We start from the raw sequence: 18,591 nt of genomic DNA on the forward strand, positions 1-18,591 counted from the left end.
ATAGATGAAGATTAAAAATAGATATTAACACTGAGGAGGTGCCATGTTTCGAGTACGCGAACTTCGCGTTAGGAGAATGGACATCATCCGAAAATAGGATTTTGTGCACGGCACAAAATAGACACTAACACTGAGGAGGTGGGGTAATGGCAACTAAGCGGCGGTATCTTTACGAAGTTGATTTTATGCGCGTCTTTTTTATTTTCGGGGTATTAACGGTTCATACCTTTTCATTGTATGTTCTGCAATTAAGTGGTTCGGCGGCCGACATTACCAATGCTGTTCACGCAAGCCTTCATTTTACCCGAATGGGCTTCATGTTTATGACCGGGATGGTTTTATTCATTACACACTACAATCGGCCGTTGCAGCCCGTTAAATTTTGGCTAAAACGTTATATTGCAGTTGGAATTCCGTATTTATTTTGGAATGCCTTATACGTTAGCCAGCTCGTCAAGAGTCATTTCATCAGGCAAGAGCAGATTCACAGTCTGGCCGAATTTGGTTCAGCGTACTGGGATGCTTTGATTCACGGTAATGTGAGCTTTATGTATTACGTGTTAGTCACTTTCCAGCTGTACTTGGTATTTCCACTACTACGCTGGTTTTTACGCCGCTTTTCAACGCAACATTTGAAAATTCTTATTGGTGGTGTGGTATTTCAGCTAATCATGTTGGTGGGCATTAAGTACGGGCTGCCCCACGTTGACACTAGTCGCTGGCCGTTTTTATTACGTAATTACGGCAGTTTTGTTTTAACTTACCAGATTTACTTTCTAGCTGGTGGGCTCCTAGCCATTCATTATGACAAGATCGGCCAATTAATTGATCAGCACGCGCGCCTGATTTGGCGAACCTTGATTGGCGCGGTGCTGCTTAGTCCAATTTATTATTTATACAACACACGGATTCTTGGGCTAAGCGCCAGTGCCGCCAAATCAGTTCACCAACCACTGATGATGGTTTATGCCTTTATTGTAATTATGGCCGTGTTATTACTTGGCCGGCGTTACGCAAACTTCCGCGCCCGAACACCAAATGCTTGGCAAGTTCGCTTTATTAGCCTAGGTGCTAAATTGAGTTTTGGCATTTATTTAAGCCAAACCTTAGCTCTATGGTTGGCCGAAGCTCTGCTGCCAAATCTTGCCAAACAGCCGGGGTGGTTAATTATTGCCCTTCCAATCACCAGCATCGGTGTTTTTGCCACAGCCTTTGTTATTGCTTACTGTTTTTACCGCACGCCAGTCCTTTGTCACCTCATCGGCCGGCCATCAATTAAGAAAGGGGCACGAAATCATGTCACAACTTACCGAACAAATCAATCAAACCTTAAAGAACCATTACAACCAGAAATTAATCAAGGAGGTCGTCACTAACGAATGGTTCACTGGCCGTCAAATCGCCGCTGACCGTGATCAGTTAGTCGCTCGTTTGCGGGAACAAGGAATTGTCGCTGGCGATCTGGTGCTGGTTAGCCTACCAAATTCCGTTGGCTACGTCACAGTCCTACTGGCGCTACTAGATTTAGGCGCGATCAGCTACACGATTGATCCGGCAATGCCCCGCCAAGAATTGACGACAGTTTTGGCAAAAGAACATTACGCGGCCGCATTTTTCAGCCCACAGCACGTTGCTATGTTGGCCGAGCTGCAAAGTGAAGGCCTCGAATTTCAGGAAAACAGTTACTCACTGTTAACGGCACCGGCGCTAACAGGTTACTTAGTTAAACAACAAGATTTTGTTCACGGTGAAAAATTAAAACAGTACCGCCAAAAACAAACCCAGACGTTAGGCGTGCTACTTTACACCTCTGGGACAACCGGCGCTCCTAAAGCCGTTGTCTTAAATCACGAACAATTACTTGCGGCGGCTGAAGATGTTGCTAAATCACAAGAATTGACAATGGCCGATCGGACCTTGTTAGTTTTGCCGTTATTCCACATTAATGCCCAAGTTATTTCCCTTTTGGCGACGCTGATTTCTGGAGGAACAATTGTGATGGTGCGCAAATTCAGCGCCTCACATTTCTGGCCGTTGTTGGCACAAGAAGGCATTACTTGGGTATCGGCGGCACCAGCAGTTATCGCTATTTTACTTAAACGCCAACAGACACCAATTTTAGCGTTACCACATTTACGTTTCATTCGTTCAGCTTCAGCGCCACTAGCGGCCGATTTACAAAGTGAATTTCAAACTGCTTTTCAAGTGCCGGTTATCCAAGGCTACGGCATGACGGAAGCCGCCAGTCAAATTACCGTCAACCCACTGCGCCACACCAAACTTGGTTCGGTCGGTAAAGCAACGGAAACGCAAGTTCGAATTACCGATTCAAACGGCACTGCGGTTGCACCACTTGGCGTTGGCGAAGTTCTTTTGAAGGGCAAGCATGTCATTCACCATTACGTTGACCGCCAGCACGACACTGATTTTGAAAATGGTTGGTTTAAAACGGGTGACCTGGGCTACTTGGATCAAGATGGCTACTTATTCTTGGTTGGTCGGAAGAAAGAGATGATCAATCGCAGTGGGGACAAGATTAACCCCAATGAAGTTGAATCAGTTCTGCTTCAGTTACCGCAAATCGATCAGGCGGCTGTCATCGGGTTACCCGACGCAATTTACGGTGAGAAAGTAGTCGCTGCAGTTGTTTTAAGCCAGCCGGTAGGAATCGAACCGGCAGAACTGGCCCAACGAATCATTGCCTACACTAAGGAACAATTATCCCGTTTTAAATGTCCCAGTGAAATTATATTTTTGGCTCAGCTACCTTTAGGCCCAACTGGTAAGGTCAAACGGCGGCAACTAAAGCAAAGTTTATTGAAGGTCTAGGTGAGTAAATGCGCAAACGAAAAAAACTAATTTTATTTCTAGCTTTTATCCTGATCTGGGCCGTTGTCGCGATTTTTGGTTACTCTAAAACCCAGGCCAATCAGTCAGCGTCAAGCAATCTGACAACGATTCGCGTTGGTTATCAAAAGGGTGATATTTTTGATATTGCCCGAACCCAGGGCGATTTGGCCACGGACATGAAGAAGAAAGGCTACAAAATTGTTTGGAAACAATTTCAGAGTGGTAGTGCCTTACTTCAGGCTTTGTCCGCCGGCGAGTTGGATTATGGCCGAACTGGGGATACGCCGCCAGTAACGGCCCAGGCCTCGGGAACCAAACTGGTCTACATTGGCGCCGCCTATTCTAAGGCCGCCGGTAGTGGAATCTTGGTGCCAAAAGGTTCATCAATTACTAGTTTAGCCCAACTTAAGGGCAAAAAAGTTGCGTATTCCAAAGGCTCAAGCTCACATTATTTACTCCTGAAAGCTTTGAAAAAGGCCGGCTTAAAAGCAAGTGATATTGATTGGGTGGACCTCGATCCAGCCGCGGCAAATATTGCTTTTTCGAAAGGAAAGGTTGATGCGTGGGCTATCTGGGATCCATACACGGCCGCCGCGCAAGTTCAACAAAACGCAACGCTATTGACCAACGCCAAAGGATTGACAACTGACCGCGACTTCATTTTGGGCACTCAGGCATTTGCCACCGGCCACCGCAATGTTTCTAAATTGCTCTTAAAAGAGATGCAAAAGAGCATGAAGTGGGCAAACGGACATCACACTGAGTTAATTAACGAAATGAGTAAATCATTATCCCTACCAAAATCGGCAATTAAAAAGATGGTAGAACGCCGGAACTACGGTATCCAGGCAATCAATAATCAAATCATTAAAGAACAACAAGATATCGCCGATTTGTTCTACCAGGAGGGTCTGATTAGTAAGAAGGTTGAAGTTAAAAAGATAGTGCTGAGTAAAGAATAGAGGGAGTGCGATAAAAGGCGTTCATATTCTGAGGATTAGCCTAGATTGACGAATAATTTATGAAATAAATTGTTTGGCGATCGTAGCTAACCGCAGGAATATGCCTTTTAACGCACGTTCTAGAAAAGAGGAGTGCGATAAAAGGCGCTCAGGCTCCGAGCATTACTGGCGATGTCGATCGGACTAGGATGAACCAAAGTCCGAATCGCAGCCTAGCTTGCCGAATGATTCGCGCAGCGGATCATTTGGTGAGCGTAGCTAAGCACAGGGGGCTGCCTTTTAGCGCACGTTCCAGAAAAGAAGGAGTGTTCGGAAAGGCGCCCAGGCCCCGAGCACTAACCAAGAAGATACTACTAAAAGTATTCCCAGGCCCTAGCGTCAAATAACCCCCAAAAGCAAGGAGATGATGAGTATGCAAACATTAACAGCAACGGAACACGCACCAGTTAAAAAAGTACACTTCACCGGTCGAAAATTATTACCGTGGTTAGTGCCAGGCCTACTAATTATCGGTTGGCAGGTTGCCAGCATGTTAAACGTTTTACCGGCAACGATTCTGCCTTCACCGGTGGATGTTTTGAAGCAAGGTGTGAAACTTTGGCAAACAGGTGACTTGCAGACTAACTTAAGTATTAGCCTGTACCGGGCCAGTATTGGATTTCTGATTGGCGGTAGCCTTGGTTTTGGTTTGGCGTTACTCACAGCTTTATCGAAAACTGCCCGGGCACTTTTGGATTCTTCAATTCAAATGTTGCGGAATATTCCCCATTTATCGTTAATTCCGTTAATTATTATCTGGTTTGGCATTGGTGAGACAGCTAAAATTTCGTTGGTCGCAATTGGTGTGCTATTTCCAATCTACATCAATACTTACCAAGGATTAACCACTGGCGATAAATCACTGCTAGAGATGGGCCGTTCTTATGGTTTATCGAAAACGAAGCTGTTTACCCGAATTATTTTCCCCGGGGCACTACCGAGCATCTTAAACGGGGTACGGTATGCGCTGGGTGTGATGTGGACGACGTTGATTGTTGCCGAAACAATTGCTTCAAGTTCGGGGATTGGCTACATGTCAACGAACGCGCAGGATTTTCTCGATATGAAAACAATTTTGCTCTGTATAGCGATTTACGCGCTACTTGGCAAATTGTCCGATTTGATGGCCAAATGGTTGGAAAATATCTTACTTGATTGGCAACAGAAGGGATAGTGAGTTAATGTTGCAAAAAAATTTAATTGAAGTGCGCCACATTCAAAAAGTTTACAATGAGCGCCTCGTCTTGAATAACATTGATTTCACCATTGCGGCCGGTGATTTTGTTGCTCTGGTCGGGATGAGTGGTGGGGGTAAAAGTACCTTGCTGCGCTTGTTGGCAGGCCTAGAAGCGCCAACTAGTGGTGAAATTTTGCAAAACGACGTTGCCGTAACTGGCCTTAATACGAAGTGCCGCGTGATGTTTCAGGAGGATCGTTTGCTGCCGTGGTTCAACGTTTTAAAGAACGTTACGCTAGGTGATAAACAACCTGAACAAATTGCCAAAGCCACTGAATTATTGGATTTGGTTGAGCTGGCTGATTTTTCGGCGGCCTACCCACAAAGCCTTTCTGGTGGTCAAAAGCAACGAGTGGCCTTAGCCCGTGCATTAATGGCCGATCCAGAACTACTTCTTTTAGACGAGCCACTGGGGGCCCTAGATGCACTAACCCGCCAGAAAATGCAGAAATTAATTCTAAAAATTTGGCAGAAACGGCAAGTGACAATTGTTTTAGTTACCCACGATGTCACCGAAGCAGTCAGAATGGCCACCAAAGTACTGGTCATTAAAGATCAAAAAATTGCTTGGCAGACGGCGATTGATCTCACTTATCCAAGAAAAAATCTGGTTGAAGTTGATCAGGCCGCTCAGCAGATAACCCAAGTGATTTTGGACGAGCATCAGGAAAAAGAAGCTTAGATAAAAAATTAAAACTGAAACTCACACAAAAGGAGCAACTAATTGATGATTAGCTGCTCCTTTTGATGTTTGGAGATTTACTATATATAAGATTAGGTAGTTTTGTTTTTGATGGCGCCTTTAGCTAGTTTGGTTTAAACGTGTTTGAAAAAGCAGATTATTGCGTATAGCTACGCCGGTCGAACGATCCGCTGCGCGTCTCTTTTCGACCGGCTGCCATGTTTCTTGCGGTGACCGAGATGAACTGAGTCGAGGAAACACAGTTGTGGACTTTATAACTGTGCTCCTTGGCCTTTCGCCACAAGAATGGTCAACGTCCGTAGCATCAAAGAATATTAGCGTTCTTTGCTAATATTCCTCCTCTATCGCGGAGCAGTAGGCTATACTCCATAATCTAAGCGCTTTTTCAAACACTCTTCTAAATTCGCAAGAAGTTAAAGCGTCCGTGTTTCATTACTGTTGAAACTGTGCCTTCTTCAAGTAATGAACGATCGTAAATAAGAACCTTCATCACTGAAGCTGGGTAGCCGCGTAATTCAATGTTGCCAAAGACTGCCGCTGCTCCGGTTCGTTTGCCAAGGCCAAGGACACTGCCAAGATCTTTAAATTCGAAGTCTAAGCGTTGATTACCAGTTAAATCAGCAGCAATGTTTTTGGCCGCCGCAGTACCCATTTCCATGGCTAGCTGGCCAGTGTTGGCAAAAGGCCATGATTTACCAGGTTGCATAACGGTTGCGACATCTCCGACCATGAAGATATTCTTATCTTCCTTGATGCTAACATCGCTTTGAACGACCATCCGGTTACGACGGTTTTCAAAACCAGAATCACTGATAACTTGGCTGCCGCTCAAACCAGTGGTTAATACAATTGTATTAGCCATGAAGACTTTATCGCCGCTAATCACACGGTCGGCCTTAACTTCATCAATTGACATTCCAAGGTGTAAGTTGGCGCCTTTTTTCTTCAAGGTTGCTTTAATGTAGCCGGTTAACTTATCACTGTACATGGGCAAAATTTTATCTTTAGCTTCAATACAATCAATTTTCATTTGATCAAGTGGTAGGTTGTATTTTTTTGCAAGTACAGGTAAATGCTCGGCTAATTCGCCAAGAAATTCAAATGCTGACCACCAAGCACCACAAACAACAACGTGAAGATCGTTAGGGTCTTTGCTAGTATTGTAATTGGCCATTGTTTTTTCAATATGGTCTTTAAGTGCCACAGCAGTATCAACACTGACGATTGGCATCCCGAATTCCTTAGCACCTTTAATGCCGTAATCCTCGGATTTAATACCGAGGGCCACGATTAAGTAGTCAAAATGTAGATCAGCATGATCTTCTAACTCAACAGTGTGAGCTTCACGATTGATCTTGGTCACTGTTGCTTTAATGAATTGGACACCCTTGGGAAGAGAAGCTGGTAAAGGCAGCATAATTTGCTCCACCTTTGCTGTGCCGGCAGCAACACCAGCGAGGGATGTTGTTTCGTAATGATAATCGTTTTGATTGACAACAGTAATTGTTGCGTCTAAATTTTGTTTAGCAAGAACCTTAGCAGCACGAATACCCGCAATACCTGCTCCTAAAATTAAAATTTCAGTCATATAGGCCACCTCCAAAAATAATTTTGAATAATAAGTGAAAACGCTTTACCCCTTTAGGCTACCACAAACATTAAAGGGTTAAAAGAAAGCGAATTACTGAACTAGTGTTTCAACTTAAATATTAGCGGATTTATTTAATTTTTTATTGGAAATCCTAGATATTACGCGTTTTAGATTAATATGCTGTAAACTATAAAAAGATGAAAATAAATGAGAGGAAGCGTAGATAGTGAGTTTGCAAACAAGGGTGATTGCCTTAAATGAATCGCCCCAATTGGCCCAGTTAATTGCTCTAGGCCAGCAAAGTGATCCTTACTTTGCTTACGAAACACCTGAACAAGATTTTTGTTTATTTGGTTTTTCAAGTTGCCAAACTTGGTGGCCAATTGCATTTGGTAATGAGGTTGGCCGACTTCAGGATTGGACAACAAAATTAAAGCAACAATTTCAAACGGACATAACCGGTTACGACCGGGGTCTGGGTCCGCAGTTGTTAGGTGGGTTACCCTTTGCGGCAACAGCCAAACAACAATCGCGCTGGGGCATTTTTAGGCACGGCTATTTTTTCTTGCCCCGTTTTTTAATAACTAAGCGCGATAAAAAGTGGTGGTTAACTGTGACCGCGCCACTGGCTGAGGATTTGGCCAAATTGGCTGAAGATTTTTTGCACCGTTTACAAACAATTGAACCCTTAGTAACGGCCGAAAATCAGGTACTTAATGAAACGGCGTTATACGCGGAGCAATGGCAGCAAGGCGTGCGGGACACGGTTGCTCGTATTCAGCGATCTGACTTGGACAAGGTCGTTTTAGCCCGACCGTTAGTGATTGAAATGGCACAATCCATTCAGGCGGCTGGCTTGTGGCAACAATTACGCCAAAGGCAACCGGCAACTTACCACATTTGTCTCCAAGCTCAGGGGCAAGCGTTTGTGAGCGCCACGCCCGAACGTTTGCTGAAATTCGAACCAAACCAGTTTGCGACTGCGGCCGTAGCGGGAACTGTCCGCCGGGGGAAAAACGCAGCTGAGGACGAGCAGTTAGGCCAGGCGTTGTTGGCTGACCCGAAGAATCGTGGGGAGCAAGCTTTTGTGGTGGCAACAATTAGCCAAAACCTCGAACAACTAGGCCTGCAGGTCAGTCATCCGGCACAGCCGCAATTATTGCGCAATCCTAACGTCCAACATTTATTTACGCCAATTACGGCACGTGGTTTGGACAAAGTAACACCATTGACGGTACTAGCGGCACTGCACCCAACGCCGGCCTTAGGTGGTGTGCCGCGAAGGGCCGCCTTAGCGCAAATTGCCCACGTTGAGCCAGAAGCCCGGGGACTATTTGGCGCGCCAATTGGCTACCTGGGGTTAAACGAGTTAGGCGAGTTTGCGGTGGGCATTCGTTCAGTATTACTCCAAGGCCAGCAAGCAACACTATTTGCCGGCGCAGGAATCGTGGCGGCCTCGCAAGCCGAAAATGAATTTAAAGAAACAGCCCTGAAATTTGAACCAATTAGAGAGTGTTTGAAAAAGCGGTTAGATTCTGAGGATTAGCCTAAGTAGGCGCTTTGGCCGTGCAACGGCCGAAGTGACTGCTGTAGCTAACCGCAGGAATCTGCTTTTTCAAACACGTTTCCAAGAAATGAGTCAGGGAAGGCCAAGTAAAGGCACTATACAATCATGGCCTAAACAGACGAATTATCTGTGCAACGGCCGAAGTGACTGCTGTAGCTACTATTCCGCAATTGAGGATTATTAGCCAAGTACGCTAATAATCTTGATGCTTCATACGTTGTCCATTCAACTAAGGCGAAATACGCCAAGTTGAAACATGGCAACCGCAGGAATCTGCTTTTTCAAACACGTTTCCACGAAATCAGTCAGGCAAGTACTAAATAGCTGTATTTTTCAAACAAAGCTAAGATAAATTTAATTTAATCGTAGAATCCACCCCAAAAGTAATTGTACTTTCTGCATTTTATACATATAGGAGAAAAATAATGGCAAACGAAATTTTAACAACTTACGTCACCAAATTATTACAGGCGCTGGTTAGCCAGGGGGTCACGGCCGCCGTGATTGCGCCTGGCTCCCGGTCAACGCCGGTAGCTTTGTTATTAGCAAAGTGGGCGCCAAAATGGCAGTTGAAACTTTATGTGGACGTTGATGAGCGCTCGGCCGGCTTTTTTGCGTTAGGAATTGCCAAGTCTAGCCACAAGCCAGTTTTGTTGGTGTGCACATCAGGAACGGCGGCGGCCAATTTTTACCCAGCTGTTTGCGAGGCCAATTTGGCGGCCGTTCCCTTAATTGTACTGACGACTGATCGGCCGCCTGAATTAACCAACGTGGGCGCACCACAAGCACTGGATCAGGATCATTTTTACGGGCAGCAAGTGCGTGATTTTGTTCAATTACCGCTGCCAACTGCCCAAGAGGATGCGTTGCGCTACTTAACTTTTGTGGCCCAGCGAGCTGTGCTGACGGCAATGCAGGCGCCGGCCGGGCCAGTGCAACTTAATTTGCCGTTGCGCAAGCCGTTACTACCAGATATGATGCCGGAAAATTTAAACGCAATACCAGTTTTGCAGCCAAAGGAAAGCCAGCGCACCTTAGCACCGGCAGCCTTAGTAACATTGAAACAAAAGTGGGCCCAACAACGCGGGCTTATTTTGGCGGGACCAATGGAAAATACCGATGCCCGTCAAGCCTTGGTTGATTTTGCCGCTAGCGTTCACTGGCCAATTTTGGCCGATCCATTGAGTGGGTTGCGGGGATTTGAAACTGAAGCAACAATTGTTGAAAGCTATGATTTGTTGTTAAAAGCACAGCCCAAACTGGCGACTTCATTACAACCTGATTTAATTTTACGCTGTGGTGGCACCTTTGTTGCGGCTAGTTTGGCGGATTGGTTGAAGCAGGTTACTGTGCCAATCTATTATTTAGATGAAACGCAACGGCTAGCGGATTACACCAAAACGGCGACGGTTCAATTGGCAGTGACACCAAGACCATTTTTTGAACAACTCACGGGCCACGTTATTGCTGGGCCGAAATCATTTGCAACGGCTTGGCAAGGAGTTAACCAACAAATTAAGCGAATCTTACAGGCAACTTGGCGGCGTAAGCAAGACCAATTAGATGAACCGCAAGTTGCTGCACTTCTAGCTACTGCGTTACCAGCAACCGCCCAGTTATTTAGCAGCAATTCAATGCCAATTCGTGATTTGGATAGTTTTTATTGGCCAACGAAGGCAAGTGGGCAACTTTATTGCAATCGCGGAGCAAACGGCATTGACGGTGTTACTTCAACTGCCTTAGGGGTGGCCAGTCAAACGGCGATGCCACATTATTTGTTAACCGGGGATTTGGCCTTTTTTCACGATATGAACGGGCTGATGTTAACCCGGCGCTATCCATTACAATTGACCGTCATTGTGATTAATAATAATGGTGGTGGAATTTTTTCGTTTTTACCCCAGGCTAATGCGGCCGATTACTTCGAAACTTTGTTTGGAACGCCCCAGGACTTAGAACTTGAACAAGTGGCCAAGCTTTACCACGGCGCTTACCAATTAGTGACCCAGGCCGAGCAATTAACGACCTTACTGCAGCGGCCGCAAGTTGGGTTGCAAATTATTGAAGTACGAACGGAGCGCGAGGCCAATGTGGCGCAGCATCAGGCATTGGTAGGCCTAGCTAAAGGAGCACTCGCAGAAATGGGTGGCAAGCAATGACAATGTTGAATGGACTTAATTATTTTGTGGCGCAACAGGGCAGTGGTGCGCCGGTTTGGCTGCTTTTACATGGCTTTATGGGGAGTCACACCGACTTTGCAAAAATTGCGCCAAAATTGGCGGGCACAGTTCTCATGCCCGATTTGTTAGGCCACGGCGCAACCACCAGTCATGCCGCAGCTGAGCGGTACCAAATTGAACGGCAGGTTGCTGACCTGGCAAGTTTGCTGGCAAAACGGCAAGTTAAACAGGTGAATTTATTAGGTTACTCCATGGGCGGTCGTTTAGCACTGGCCTTTGCACTCAGCCACCCCGAATTAGTCCACTGCCTAATCCTTGAAAGCAGTTCGCCGGGCTTGGCGACGGAAACTGAACGACAAAAGCGGCGCCAGCACGATCAAATTTTGGTGGAAAGACTCCAAAAAAATGGTCTCGCGCAATTCGTAACGGAGTGGACGGCCTTGCCACTATTTGCCAGCCAACGCAAACTACCAGCGGCGACGCAACAATTTATTCGGCAGCAACGCCTGCAACAAAATCCGGCAGGGTTAGCCCTAAGCCTGCAGCAAATGGGAACTGGTAGCCAACCGAATTATTGGCCGGCGTTGGCGAATTTTGAGTTACCCGTTCATTTAATTGTTGGGGCGGCCGACGCGAAATTTCAGGCAACAACAGAAAAAATGCTGGCTAGGTTGCCTAACGCCAGTCGAACGGTCATTTCCAATGCTGGGCACAACGTCCATTTGGAGCAATCAGCTGCTTATTTGGCCACCGTTAACCAATTTGTGCAGAGGGAGGGTAGTTAACTTTGCAAATTAAAAAAATTCGTTTGTTACCAGTTACGTTACCGTTAATTAGTTCGTTTAAAACCAGTGAGGACAACTTGAATACGCGGGAAGTGACGCTTGTTCAAGTCAGTACCACCACTGGCTTAAGCGGCCTTGGCGAACTAGAAGCCTTCGCCCACCCAACTTACACGGCAGAAACGCAAGCGACTGCCCGGCAAATGATTCAACAAGAAATTGTACCGTTACTGACTGATTTCCAGTTTGCGCTGCCAGAAGAATTGAGCCAACATTTGGCAGTCATTCAAGGTAACCAAATGGCCAAGGCGGCTGTTGAAACCGCCGTTTGGGACCTTTACGCCCAAAGCCAGCAGAAATCTTTGGCTGCGGTATTGGCCCAGCGTTTGCAAGTTAGGCCACGGCGACAAATTGCGGTTGGCGTCAGTATTGGGCAGCAGCCTTCAGTTGACCAATTACTGCAAAAAATCCAATTGTACTTAAACCAAGGCTACCAACGAATTAAATTGAAAATTACCGGTGTGGCCGAGATAGCCATGGTTGAGCACGTTCGGCAACAGTTTCCGAAATTAAATTTAATGGTGGATGCCAACTCGGCGTTTACTTTGACCGAATTACCAGCCTTAAGACGATTGGATAAATTGAATTTGGCTATGATTGAGCAACCACTGGCCACCGACGACTTTGTCCAGCACGCCCATTTACAAAAGCAGTTAACGACCAGCCTCTGTTTAGATGAAAATATTTTTGGTTTAGCTGATGTTGCGACGGCAGTTACGTTAAAAAGCGCCCGGGCGATTAATTTGAAATTGGCCCGGGTCGGTGGCTTAACTAACACCTTGGCGATTGTACAGTATTGCCAAAAACAACGGATAGAAGTTTGGTGCGGCGGGATGCTGGAGACCGGGGTCGGCCGTGCCGCTAATTTGGCCCTGGACAGTTTGCCTTTGTTCACTTTTCCAGGGGATATTTCGGCTAGTGATCGTTATTTTAGCGAAGATGTCATTCAGAAACCATTTGAATTGGCGCAGGGCGGGCGACTTACCGTGCCGGATCAGGCTGGACTTGGTGTTAATTTGACCGCGAAATATTTGGGGAAGATGGCGGAGCAGACTTGGATTGGGGTTAATTAGAAAAAGAGTGTTCGAAAAAGCGGTTAGATTATGGAGTATAGCCTAGGCGGGCGAAAAGAGACGCGCAGCGGATCGTTCGACCGGCGTAGCTATACGTAATAATCTGCTTTTTCAAACACGTTTCCACAAATTAGTTAGGGAAAGACAGGTAAAGGCACTTTCCAAACGCGGCCTAAACAGACGAATTATCGTGCAACGGCCGAAGTGACTGCTGTAGCTACTAGTCCACTTTAAACACACTGTTTGGTCCGTTTGCTACTTAAACCAATGTTAAACACTATTGACTTAAACATTTTCTGCAAGTAAAAAGACTAGCCTAAAACTAGTCTTTAAAGTAGCAGTCAATTAATTCACGTCGTCTGCATTTACAATATCGTTAATAATCATGCGGGTCTTTGCTAAGACTTGATTGATCTTTTCGACAAAATATTTACTAGAATTAAAATTAATTAAAACGAGATCGTCCTTTGGAGAAAATCGTTGCTATGACCATTCATTAGCTGTTTCTTCCATAGCGCTACTAATATCGGTTTGCTTGAGTTCCTAATTAAACCAATTGCCCACAAAAGGATTACGATGTTTTGGTTTAAATATGATTGATCCATCATTACGTTGTTTAACCTCAAATTCTGTGCCTTTTTTAACATTGAATTCTTTTGGAATTGTTAAAACAGTTAAATTACCAACCTTTCTGGCTTTAATTGTCATCGCAGTTCGTTCCTTCTGCGTATTTATAGTAGTCATTGAGTAATACTTAAAATATGCTTAAAAAGCACCCACTTGCGATTGTCATGTTTCAACTTGGCACTTTTCGCCACAGTTGAATGGACAATGTTTGGAGGGTAATATCTTTAGCTGCGGAGTAGAATCTAAACGCCTTTAAACGCTCTTTTCTAATGGCCCATCTCCCAATGGCCCACGCCGTTACCGGCCAGAGTTTCAAAGTAGGCCAGTAATTCAATTGAAGCGTGGCGATCCACGTGGGCCACGGCGTTGAAGCCTGTGCCGGTGGGAACCACGTTGGTCATGCTAGTGATTTCATTGCCGTTTTCGATGGTGACTTGGGCAAAAGTGACCGTCCAATTACTGCCCATGTTTTGCGCAAAAATGAAGAAGAGGTTGAAGCCCTCGCTGAGATAAGCCGGCATGGCCCAAGCTTCTTCGTTCATTGCTTCCGGAAGAACGTCATCGTGGAAAGCCAGTTGCTCCAAATTATGTTTAGTGACTGGATTTTCAAGAATAAAAATGACGTTTTCAAATTCATCACTACCAGGTTCTGCAGGTAAATCCATGTGTAAAGACCTCCATTAAAAGTTTTCTTCGTAAAATTTAAATTTGTTGTTGATTTCGGTGGTGGGTGCTTCCATGACGTGCTCAAAGCCGGCAGCATCAATTAAAAAATGTTTCCGGACTGCGGACTGCAGCTGAATTCGCAGCTTGGCGTTTTGCTGCAATTTTTCCGGTAATGGGGTTGTCTGAATTTCAAAACGCTCTAAGTAAGTGGGGACTAAAAGATTGAGAAAATCCTGATAAGTGTCGGCGAAAACTTGTGCGTAGGCCTTATCTGCGTATTTTAGCTCCACATTTTTAGATTTTTCATAATAATCAAAATCACTGAGATTCCGCTCATTTTTAACTAAGTGCTGGGCGTCGTATTCGTGAGTTAGATAAGCGTCCCAGTCACGAAAAGCGTAGGCGGTCATCCGTGCCACTAGGTGTTGGCCTTTTTTGGTCACGTTTTTTCGTTTCATTTCGTGGTCGGCCGTCAAAAAGTAGGGTTGCGCCAATTGACGAATAACCAGGTCGTAGAATGTGTCCGGAATAATCTCCCGGGCACTGTCGGCATCATATAACGGCCCAGTACCAGTGTGTGTTGGCAACTTTTGCAGATCGCGGCGGGTTGAATTAACCGCGAAAATTAAATCTTCAATATCAGTATCAATCGCCGTCGTCCGACTGATTACTTGCAAAACGTGCGTGTAAAGGCGAATTAAGTCGTTAACCTCAGTTTTTTGGTTAGCGTAAACAAACGTTTGTTGTTCATATTTTCGCGTTTCTCGTTCCATTTGTTCCTCTAAAGCGACCGCCATTCGCTCAATTTTAACGGGCAGTACTGGTTGATCAAAGGACTCCGCCGCAACGGTGTGAACGGCGCTGCGCAATTGGGGCCGCATTTCAACAAAATCTGGGAAATCAAAGACATTTTGAAATTCAGCTTTTGGTGGTGTTTGTTCTGCTGCTTTAGTTTTATCAGGTGATTCACCCACTAACGCTGAATGATCAATGTGAAAATGTGCCATGGTATACCTCCTAAAAATATCGAGTGTCTAAAAAGGCGTTCAGGCTAACTAATTATATGTGAAATACGCATAAAAGTTCTGAACCATTTACGAATAGTCTTACATATAATATACAAGTTTAATTGCCAGAAGAGTATGGGTGAAAGACCTAATTATTAAGAGTGCTTGAAAAGGCGGTTAGATTCTGAGGATTAGCCTAAGTAGGCGCTTTGGCCGTGTAACGGCCGAAGTGACTGCTGTAGCTAACCGCAGGAATCTGCCTTTTCAATCACGTTTCCACAAATTAGAGTGTCTCAAAAAGCGGTCAGGTTCCGAGCATTAGCCTAGCTCACTGAATTATTCGCGTAGCGGATGATTCGGTGAGCGTAGCTAAGCACAGGAATCTGCTTTTTTAGACACGTTTCCGTCAAATTAGTTAAGGAAAGACAAGTAAGGACATTTTCCAAACGCGGCCTAAACAGACGAATTATCCGTGCAACGGCCGAAGTGACTGCTGTAGCTAACCGCAGAAATCTGCCTTTTCAATCACGTTTTGACCAAATCAGATAAAAAACGATCCATAAAAAGCAATCCAAAGCACCTCAACCCAATAAAGCCGCAAAACTCAACTAAAATAAACATAATTCTTTGCATTTATTTGCAAATATAAATTAGTGCAAAACTTGATTTTTAGCTGTTCTAAGGCGGTTGGCACTAAATGCTGGCCTAAATAATCGAAAAAGTCGCTTGACTTGCCAATAGAAAACGGTATCATAGGGAGTGTAAAAAAGATATAAGCATATAAATGCAAAGGGGAATGCCAATTATGGATCAAACAGTAGAAAAGACAACAGACTATTCATCTAAAGACTATTTGGCAAAAGTTGACGCTTACTGGCGTGCCGCTGATTATTTATCAGTTGGCCAGTTATATTTAAAGGATAATCCGTTATTAAAACGTACGTTGAAGGCATCAGACGTTAAAGTTCATCCAATCGGCCATTGGGGCACCATCGCTGGCCAGAACTTTATTTATGCTCATTTAAACCGGGTCATTAATAAGTACAACTTAAATATGTTCTACATTGAAGGCCCCGGTCATGGTGGCCAAGTCATGGTTTCTAATTCCTACTTAGATGGTAGCTATACTGAAACTTATCCAAAAATCACGCAAGATGAATCTGGGATGCAAAAATTGTTCAAACAATTTTCATTCCCAGGTGGTGTTGCTTCTCACGCTGATCCTAAGACACCTGGCTCAATCCATGAAGGTGGCGAACTTGGCTACTCAATCTTACATGGTGCCGGTGCTATTCTCGACAACCCTGGTTTGATTTCAGCCGTTGTTGTTGGTGATGGTGAATCTGAAACTGGCCCATTAGCAACTTCTTGGCAAGTTAATAAGTTTATCAACCCAATCACTGACGGAACTGTTTTACCAATCTTGAACTTAAATGGTTTCAAGATTTCTAACCCAACCATTCTTTCACGTGAATCACACGAAGAATTAGAAGATTACTTTAAGGGCTTAGGCTGGGATCCTCATTTTGTTGAAGGTGACGATCCTGCCAAAATGCACCCATTAATGGCTAAAACTTTGGACGCCGTTGTTGAAGAAATCGCAGCTATTCGCAAGAACGCTAAAGACAACAACGATACAACTCGTCCAGCTTGGCCAATGATCGTTTTCCGTGCACCAAAAGGCTGGGGCGGACCTAAAGAATGGGACGGCGAACCAATTGAAGGCTCATTCCGTGCCCATCAGATTCCGATTCCGGTTGACCAATTACACATGGAACACGCTGACGATTTAGTTGCTTGGTTAAAATCATACAAGCCTGATGAATTATTTGATGAAAACGGCGACTTAAAGCCAGAAATCAAAGAAATTATCCCTAAGGGCCAGCACCGAATGGCGATGAACCCCGTAACTAACGGTGGTGCTTTAACCAAAGACCTTATTTTGCCAAACATTCAAGACTATGCGTTAGATAACACTGAACATGGTGGTGCAATGGCACAAGATATGACCGAACTTGGCAAATATATCCGCGACGTTGTCAAATTAAACGATAAGAATAAGAACTTCCGTGGCTTTGGCCCAGATGAAACCTTATCAAATCGTTTGAACTCAGTCTTTGAAGCTACTAAACGTCAATGGTTAGAACCAATCAACGAACCTAATGATGCTTTATTAGCACCAAATGGTCGAATCATCGACTCAATGCTTTCTGAACATATGGATGAAGGCTTGTTAGAAGCTTATACGTTAACTGGTCGGCATGGTTTCTTTGCCAGCTACGAATCCTTCTTACGAGTTGTCGATTCAATGTTGACGCAGCACTTCAAATGGTTGCGTAATGCCCACGAAGAAGCTGAATGGCGTCGTGATGTTCCTTCATTGAACATCATTGCTTCATCAACTGCCTTCCAGCAAGACCACAATGGTTATTCACATCAGGACCCTGGTGTCATTACTCATTTGGCTGAAAAGAAGACTAAGTACATCCGTGAGTATTTGCCAGCTGATGCTAATACCTTAATTGCGACTTTCGACAAAGTTTTGCAAAGCCGTCAGGTCATTAATTTGATCGTTGCCAGCAAGCACCCACGGCCACAATGGTTTACAATGGCTGAAGCTAAGCAATTGGTTAAAAACGGCTTGAGCATTATCGACTGGGCAAGCACTGATGACGGCGTTGAACCAGACGTTGTTTTCGCCGCTGCTGGCTCAGAACCAACCCTTGAAAGCTTAGCTGCAATTTCAATTCTCCATGATCGTTTACCAGACCTTAAAGTTCGCTTCGTTAACGTTGTTGATCTTTTACGTTTGAAGAAAGACGATCCACGTGGCCTTAGCGATAAAGAATTCGATATGTACTTCACCAAAGACAAACCAGTTATCTTTGCTTATCATGGCTACGATGACTTAATCAAAGATATCTTCTTCGATCGCCACAACCACAATCTTCATGTGCATGGCTACCGTGAAGAAGGGGACATCACAACGCCATTTGACATGCGTGTTCGTAATGGCCTTGATCGTTTTGACATTGCCAAAGAAGCTATTCTTGATGCACCAGCCTTCACTGAAAAAGGTGCTGAAGTTGTTCAAGAAATGGACGACGAAATTCAGAAACACAACGTATTTATCCGTGAAGAAGGTACTGATTTACCAGAAGTTGACGATTGGGAATGGAAACCTTTGAAATAAAAGACGAAGTACGATTTAAAAAGGCGTTTAGATTCTATTCCGCAATTGGGGGTT

14 protein-coding genes are annotated in these 18,591 nt (G+C 44.8%); 10 read left to right on the top strand and 4 right to left on the bottom strand.

Translation table 11 applies throughout. The features are described 5' to 3' along the window. Positions 1-146: 146 nt before the first annotated feature. The 5 genes from AYR53_RS04515 to AYR53_RS04535 all read left to right on the top strand — a co-directional run bounded on the left by AYR53_RS04515 (position 147) and on the right by AYR53_RS04535 (position 5,770). Complete coding sequence (locus tag AYR53_RS04515; protein WP_068278994.1) at positions 147-1,376, top strand: acyltransferase; 1,230 nt, start codon at positions 147-149, stop codon at positions 1,374-1,376. Further along, positions 1,297-2,829 (top strand): AMP-binding protein, encoded by a 1,533-nt coding sequence (locus AYR53_RS04520; RefSeq protein ID WP_068278991.1) that lies wholly within the window; start codon positions 1,297-1,299, stop codon positions 2,827-2,829. The genes AYR53_RS04515 and AYR53_RS04520 overlap by 80 nt, the downstream gene beginning before the upstream one ends. An 8-nt stretch (positions 2,830-2,837) precedes the next feature. Further along, entirely contained in the window at positions 2,838-3,812 is a 975-nt protein-coding gene (locus tag AYR53_RS04525; RefSeq protein ID WP_068278988.1) for an aliphatic sulfonate ABC transporter substrate-binding protein, read from the top strand. Positions 3,813-4,215: 403 nt separating this feature from the next. Continuing rightward, entirely contained in the window at positions 4,216-5,025 is an 810-nt protein-coding gene (locus AYR53_RS04530; RefSeq protein ID WP_416361151.1) for an ABC transporter permease subunit, read from the top strand. Positions 5,026-5,035: 10 nt separating this feature from the next. Then, positions 5,036-5,770, top strand: a complete 735-nt coding sequence (locus AYR53_RS04535) for an ABC transporter ATP-binding protein (protein ID WP_068281241.1) — start codon at positions 5,036-5,038, stop codon at positions 5,768-5,770. A gap of 418 nt (positions 5,771-6,188) precedes the next feature. Here AYR53_RS04535 and AYR53_RS04540 read toward each other — a convergent pair whose 3' ends face one another. Further along, positions 6,189-7,379: an NAD(P)/FAD-dependent oxidoreductase gene (locus tag AYR53_RS04540; protein WP_068278983.1), complete on the bottom strand. Its 1,191-nt coding sequence runs from the start codon at positions 7,377-7,379 to the stop codon at positions 6,189-6,191. A 229-nt stretch (positions 7,380-7,608) separates the two neighbouring features. Between AYR53_RS04540 and AYR53_RS04545 the strand changes: the two genes are divergently transcribed. From AYR53_RS04545 to menC, 4 genes are all read left to right on the top strand, one after another. Continuing rightward, complete coding sequence (locus tag AYR53_RS04545) at positions 7,609-8,928, top strand: isochorismate synthase (protein WP_068278980.1); 1,320 nt, start codon at positions 7,609-7,611, stop codon at positions 8,926-8,928. A gap of 446 nt (positions 8,929-9,374) precedes the next feature. Continuing rightward, the gene (gene menD, locus AYR53_RS04550) at positions 9,375-11,108 is read left to right on the top strand and encodes a 2-succinyl-5-enolpyruvyl-6-hydroxy-3-cyclohexene-1-carboxylic-acid synthase (RefSeq protein WP_068477243.1); all 1,734 of its coding nucleotides are present in this window, start codon (positions 9,375-9,377) and stop codon (positions 11,106-11,108) included. Further along, on the top strand, positions 11,105-11,914 hold the full coding sequence (gene menH / locus AYR53_RS04555; protein ID WP_068278977.1) for a 2-succinyl-6-hydroxy-2,4-cyclohexadiene-1-carboxylate synthase: 810 nt from the start codon (positions 11,105-11,107) through the stop codon (positions 11,912-11,914). Before menD ends, menH begins: the two co-directional genes overlap by 4 nt. A gap of 2 nt (positions 11,915-11,916) precedes the next feature. Then, positions 11,917-13,044: an o-succinylbenzoate synthase gene (gene menC, locus AYR53_RS04560; RefSeq protein ID WP_068278975.1), complete on the top strand. Its 1,128-nt coding sequence runs from the start codon at positions 11,917-11,919 to the stop codon at positions 13,042-13,044. Positions 13,045-13,587: 543 nt separating this feature from the next. On the opposite strand, the gene mazE is transcribed toward menC, so the two are convergent. From mazE to AYR53_RS04575, 3 genes are all read right to left on the bottom strand, one after another. Next, positions 13,588-13,752: a type II toxin-antitoxin system PemI/MazE family antitoxin gene (gene mazE, locus AYR53_RS04565; protein WP_068278973.1), complete on the bottom strand. Its 165-nt coding sequence runs from the start codon at positions 13,750-13,752 to the stop codon at positions 13,588-13,590. Between the two features lie 185 nt (positions 13,753-13,937). Continuing rightward, positions 13,938-14,336, bottom strand: coding sequence for a hypothetical protein (locus AYR53_RS04570; protein ID WP_068278966.1), 399 nt, complete (start codon positions 14,334-14,336; stop codon positions 13,938-13,940). Between the two features lie 15 nt (positions 14,337-14,351). After that, positions 14,352-15,344, bottom strand: coding sequence for a hypothetical protein (locus tag AYR53_RS04575; protein ID WP_068278963.1), 993 nt, complete (start codon positions 15,342-15,344; stop codon positions 14,352-14,354). 805 nt (positions 15,345-16,149) lie between these two features. On the opposite strand from AYR53_RS04575, the gene AYR53_RS04580 reads away from it, so the two are divergent. Then, positions 16,150-18,537, top strand: a complete 2,388-nt coding sequence (locus AYR53_RS04580; protein WP_068278959.1) for a phosphoketolase family protein — start codon at positions 16,150-16,152, stop codon at positions 18,535-18,537. Positions 18,538-18,591 lie beyond the last annotated feature (54 nt).

The organism is Loigolactobacillus backii (assembly GCF_001663675.1).
In the GTDB taxonomy this organism is placed as follows: domain Bacteria; phylum Bacillota; class Bacilli; order Lactobacillales; family Lactobacillaceae; genus Loigolactobacillus; species Loigolactobacillus backii.

Coding starts and splice junctions, on each gene's coding strand:
- AYR53_RS04515 (WP_068278994.1), top strand. CDS start 147: ATGGCAACTAAGCGGCGGTATCTTTACGAAGTTGATTTTATGCGCGTC.
- AYR53_RS04520 (WP_068278991.1), top strand. CDS start 1,297: ATGTCACAACTTACCGAACAAATCAATCAAACCTTAAAGAACCATTAC.
- AYR53_RS04525 (WP_068278988.1), top strand. CDS start 2,838: ATGCGCAAACGAAAAAAACTAATTTTATTTCTAGCTTTTATCCTGATC.
- AYR53_RS04530 (WP_416361151.1), top strand. CDS start 4,216: ATGATGAGTATGCAAACATTAACAGCAACGGAACACGCACCAGTTAAA.
- AYR53_RS04540 (WP_068278983.1), bottom strand. CDS start 7,379: ATGACTGAAATTTTAATTTTAGGAGCAGGTATTGCGGGTATTCGTGCT.
- menD (WP_068477243.1), top strand. CDS start 9,375: ATGGCAAACGAAATTTTAACAACTTACGTCACCAAATTATTACAGGCG.
- menH (WP_068278977.1), top strand. CDS start 11,105: ATGACAATGTTGAATGGACTTAATTATTTTGTGGCGCAACAGGGCAGT.
- mazE (WP_068278973.1), bottom strand. CDS start 13,752: ATGACAATTAAAGCCAGAAAGGTTGGTAATTTAACTGTTTTAACAATT.
- AYR53_RS04570 (WP_068278966.1), bottom strand. CDS start 14,336: ATGGATTTACCTGCAGAACCTGGTAGTGATGAATTTGAAAACGTCATT.
- AYR53_RS04575 (WP_068278963.1), bottom strand. CDS start 15,344: ATGGCACATTTTCACATTGATCATTCAGCGTTAGTGGGTGAATCACCT.
- AYR53_RS04580 (WP_068278959.1), top strand. CDS start 16,150: ATGGATCAAACAGTAGAAAAGACAACAGACTATTCATCTAAAGACTAT.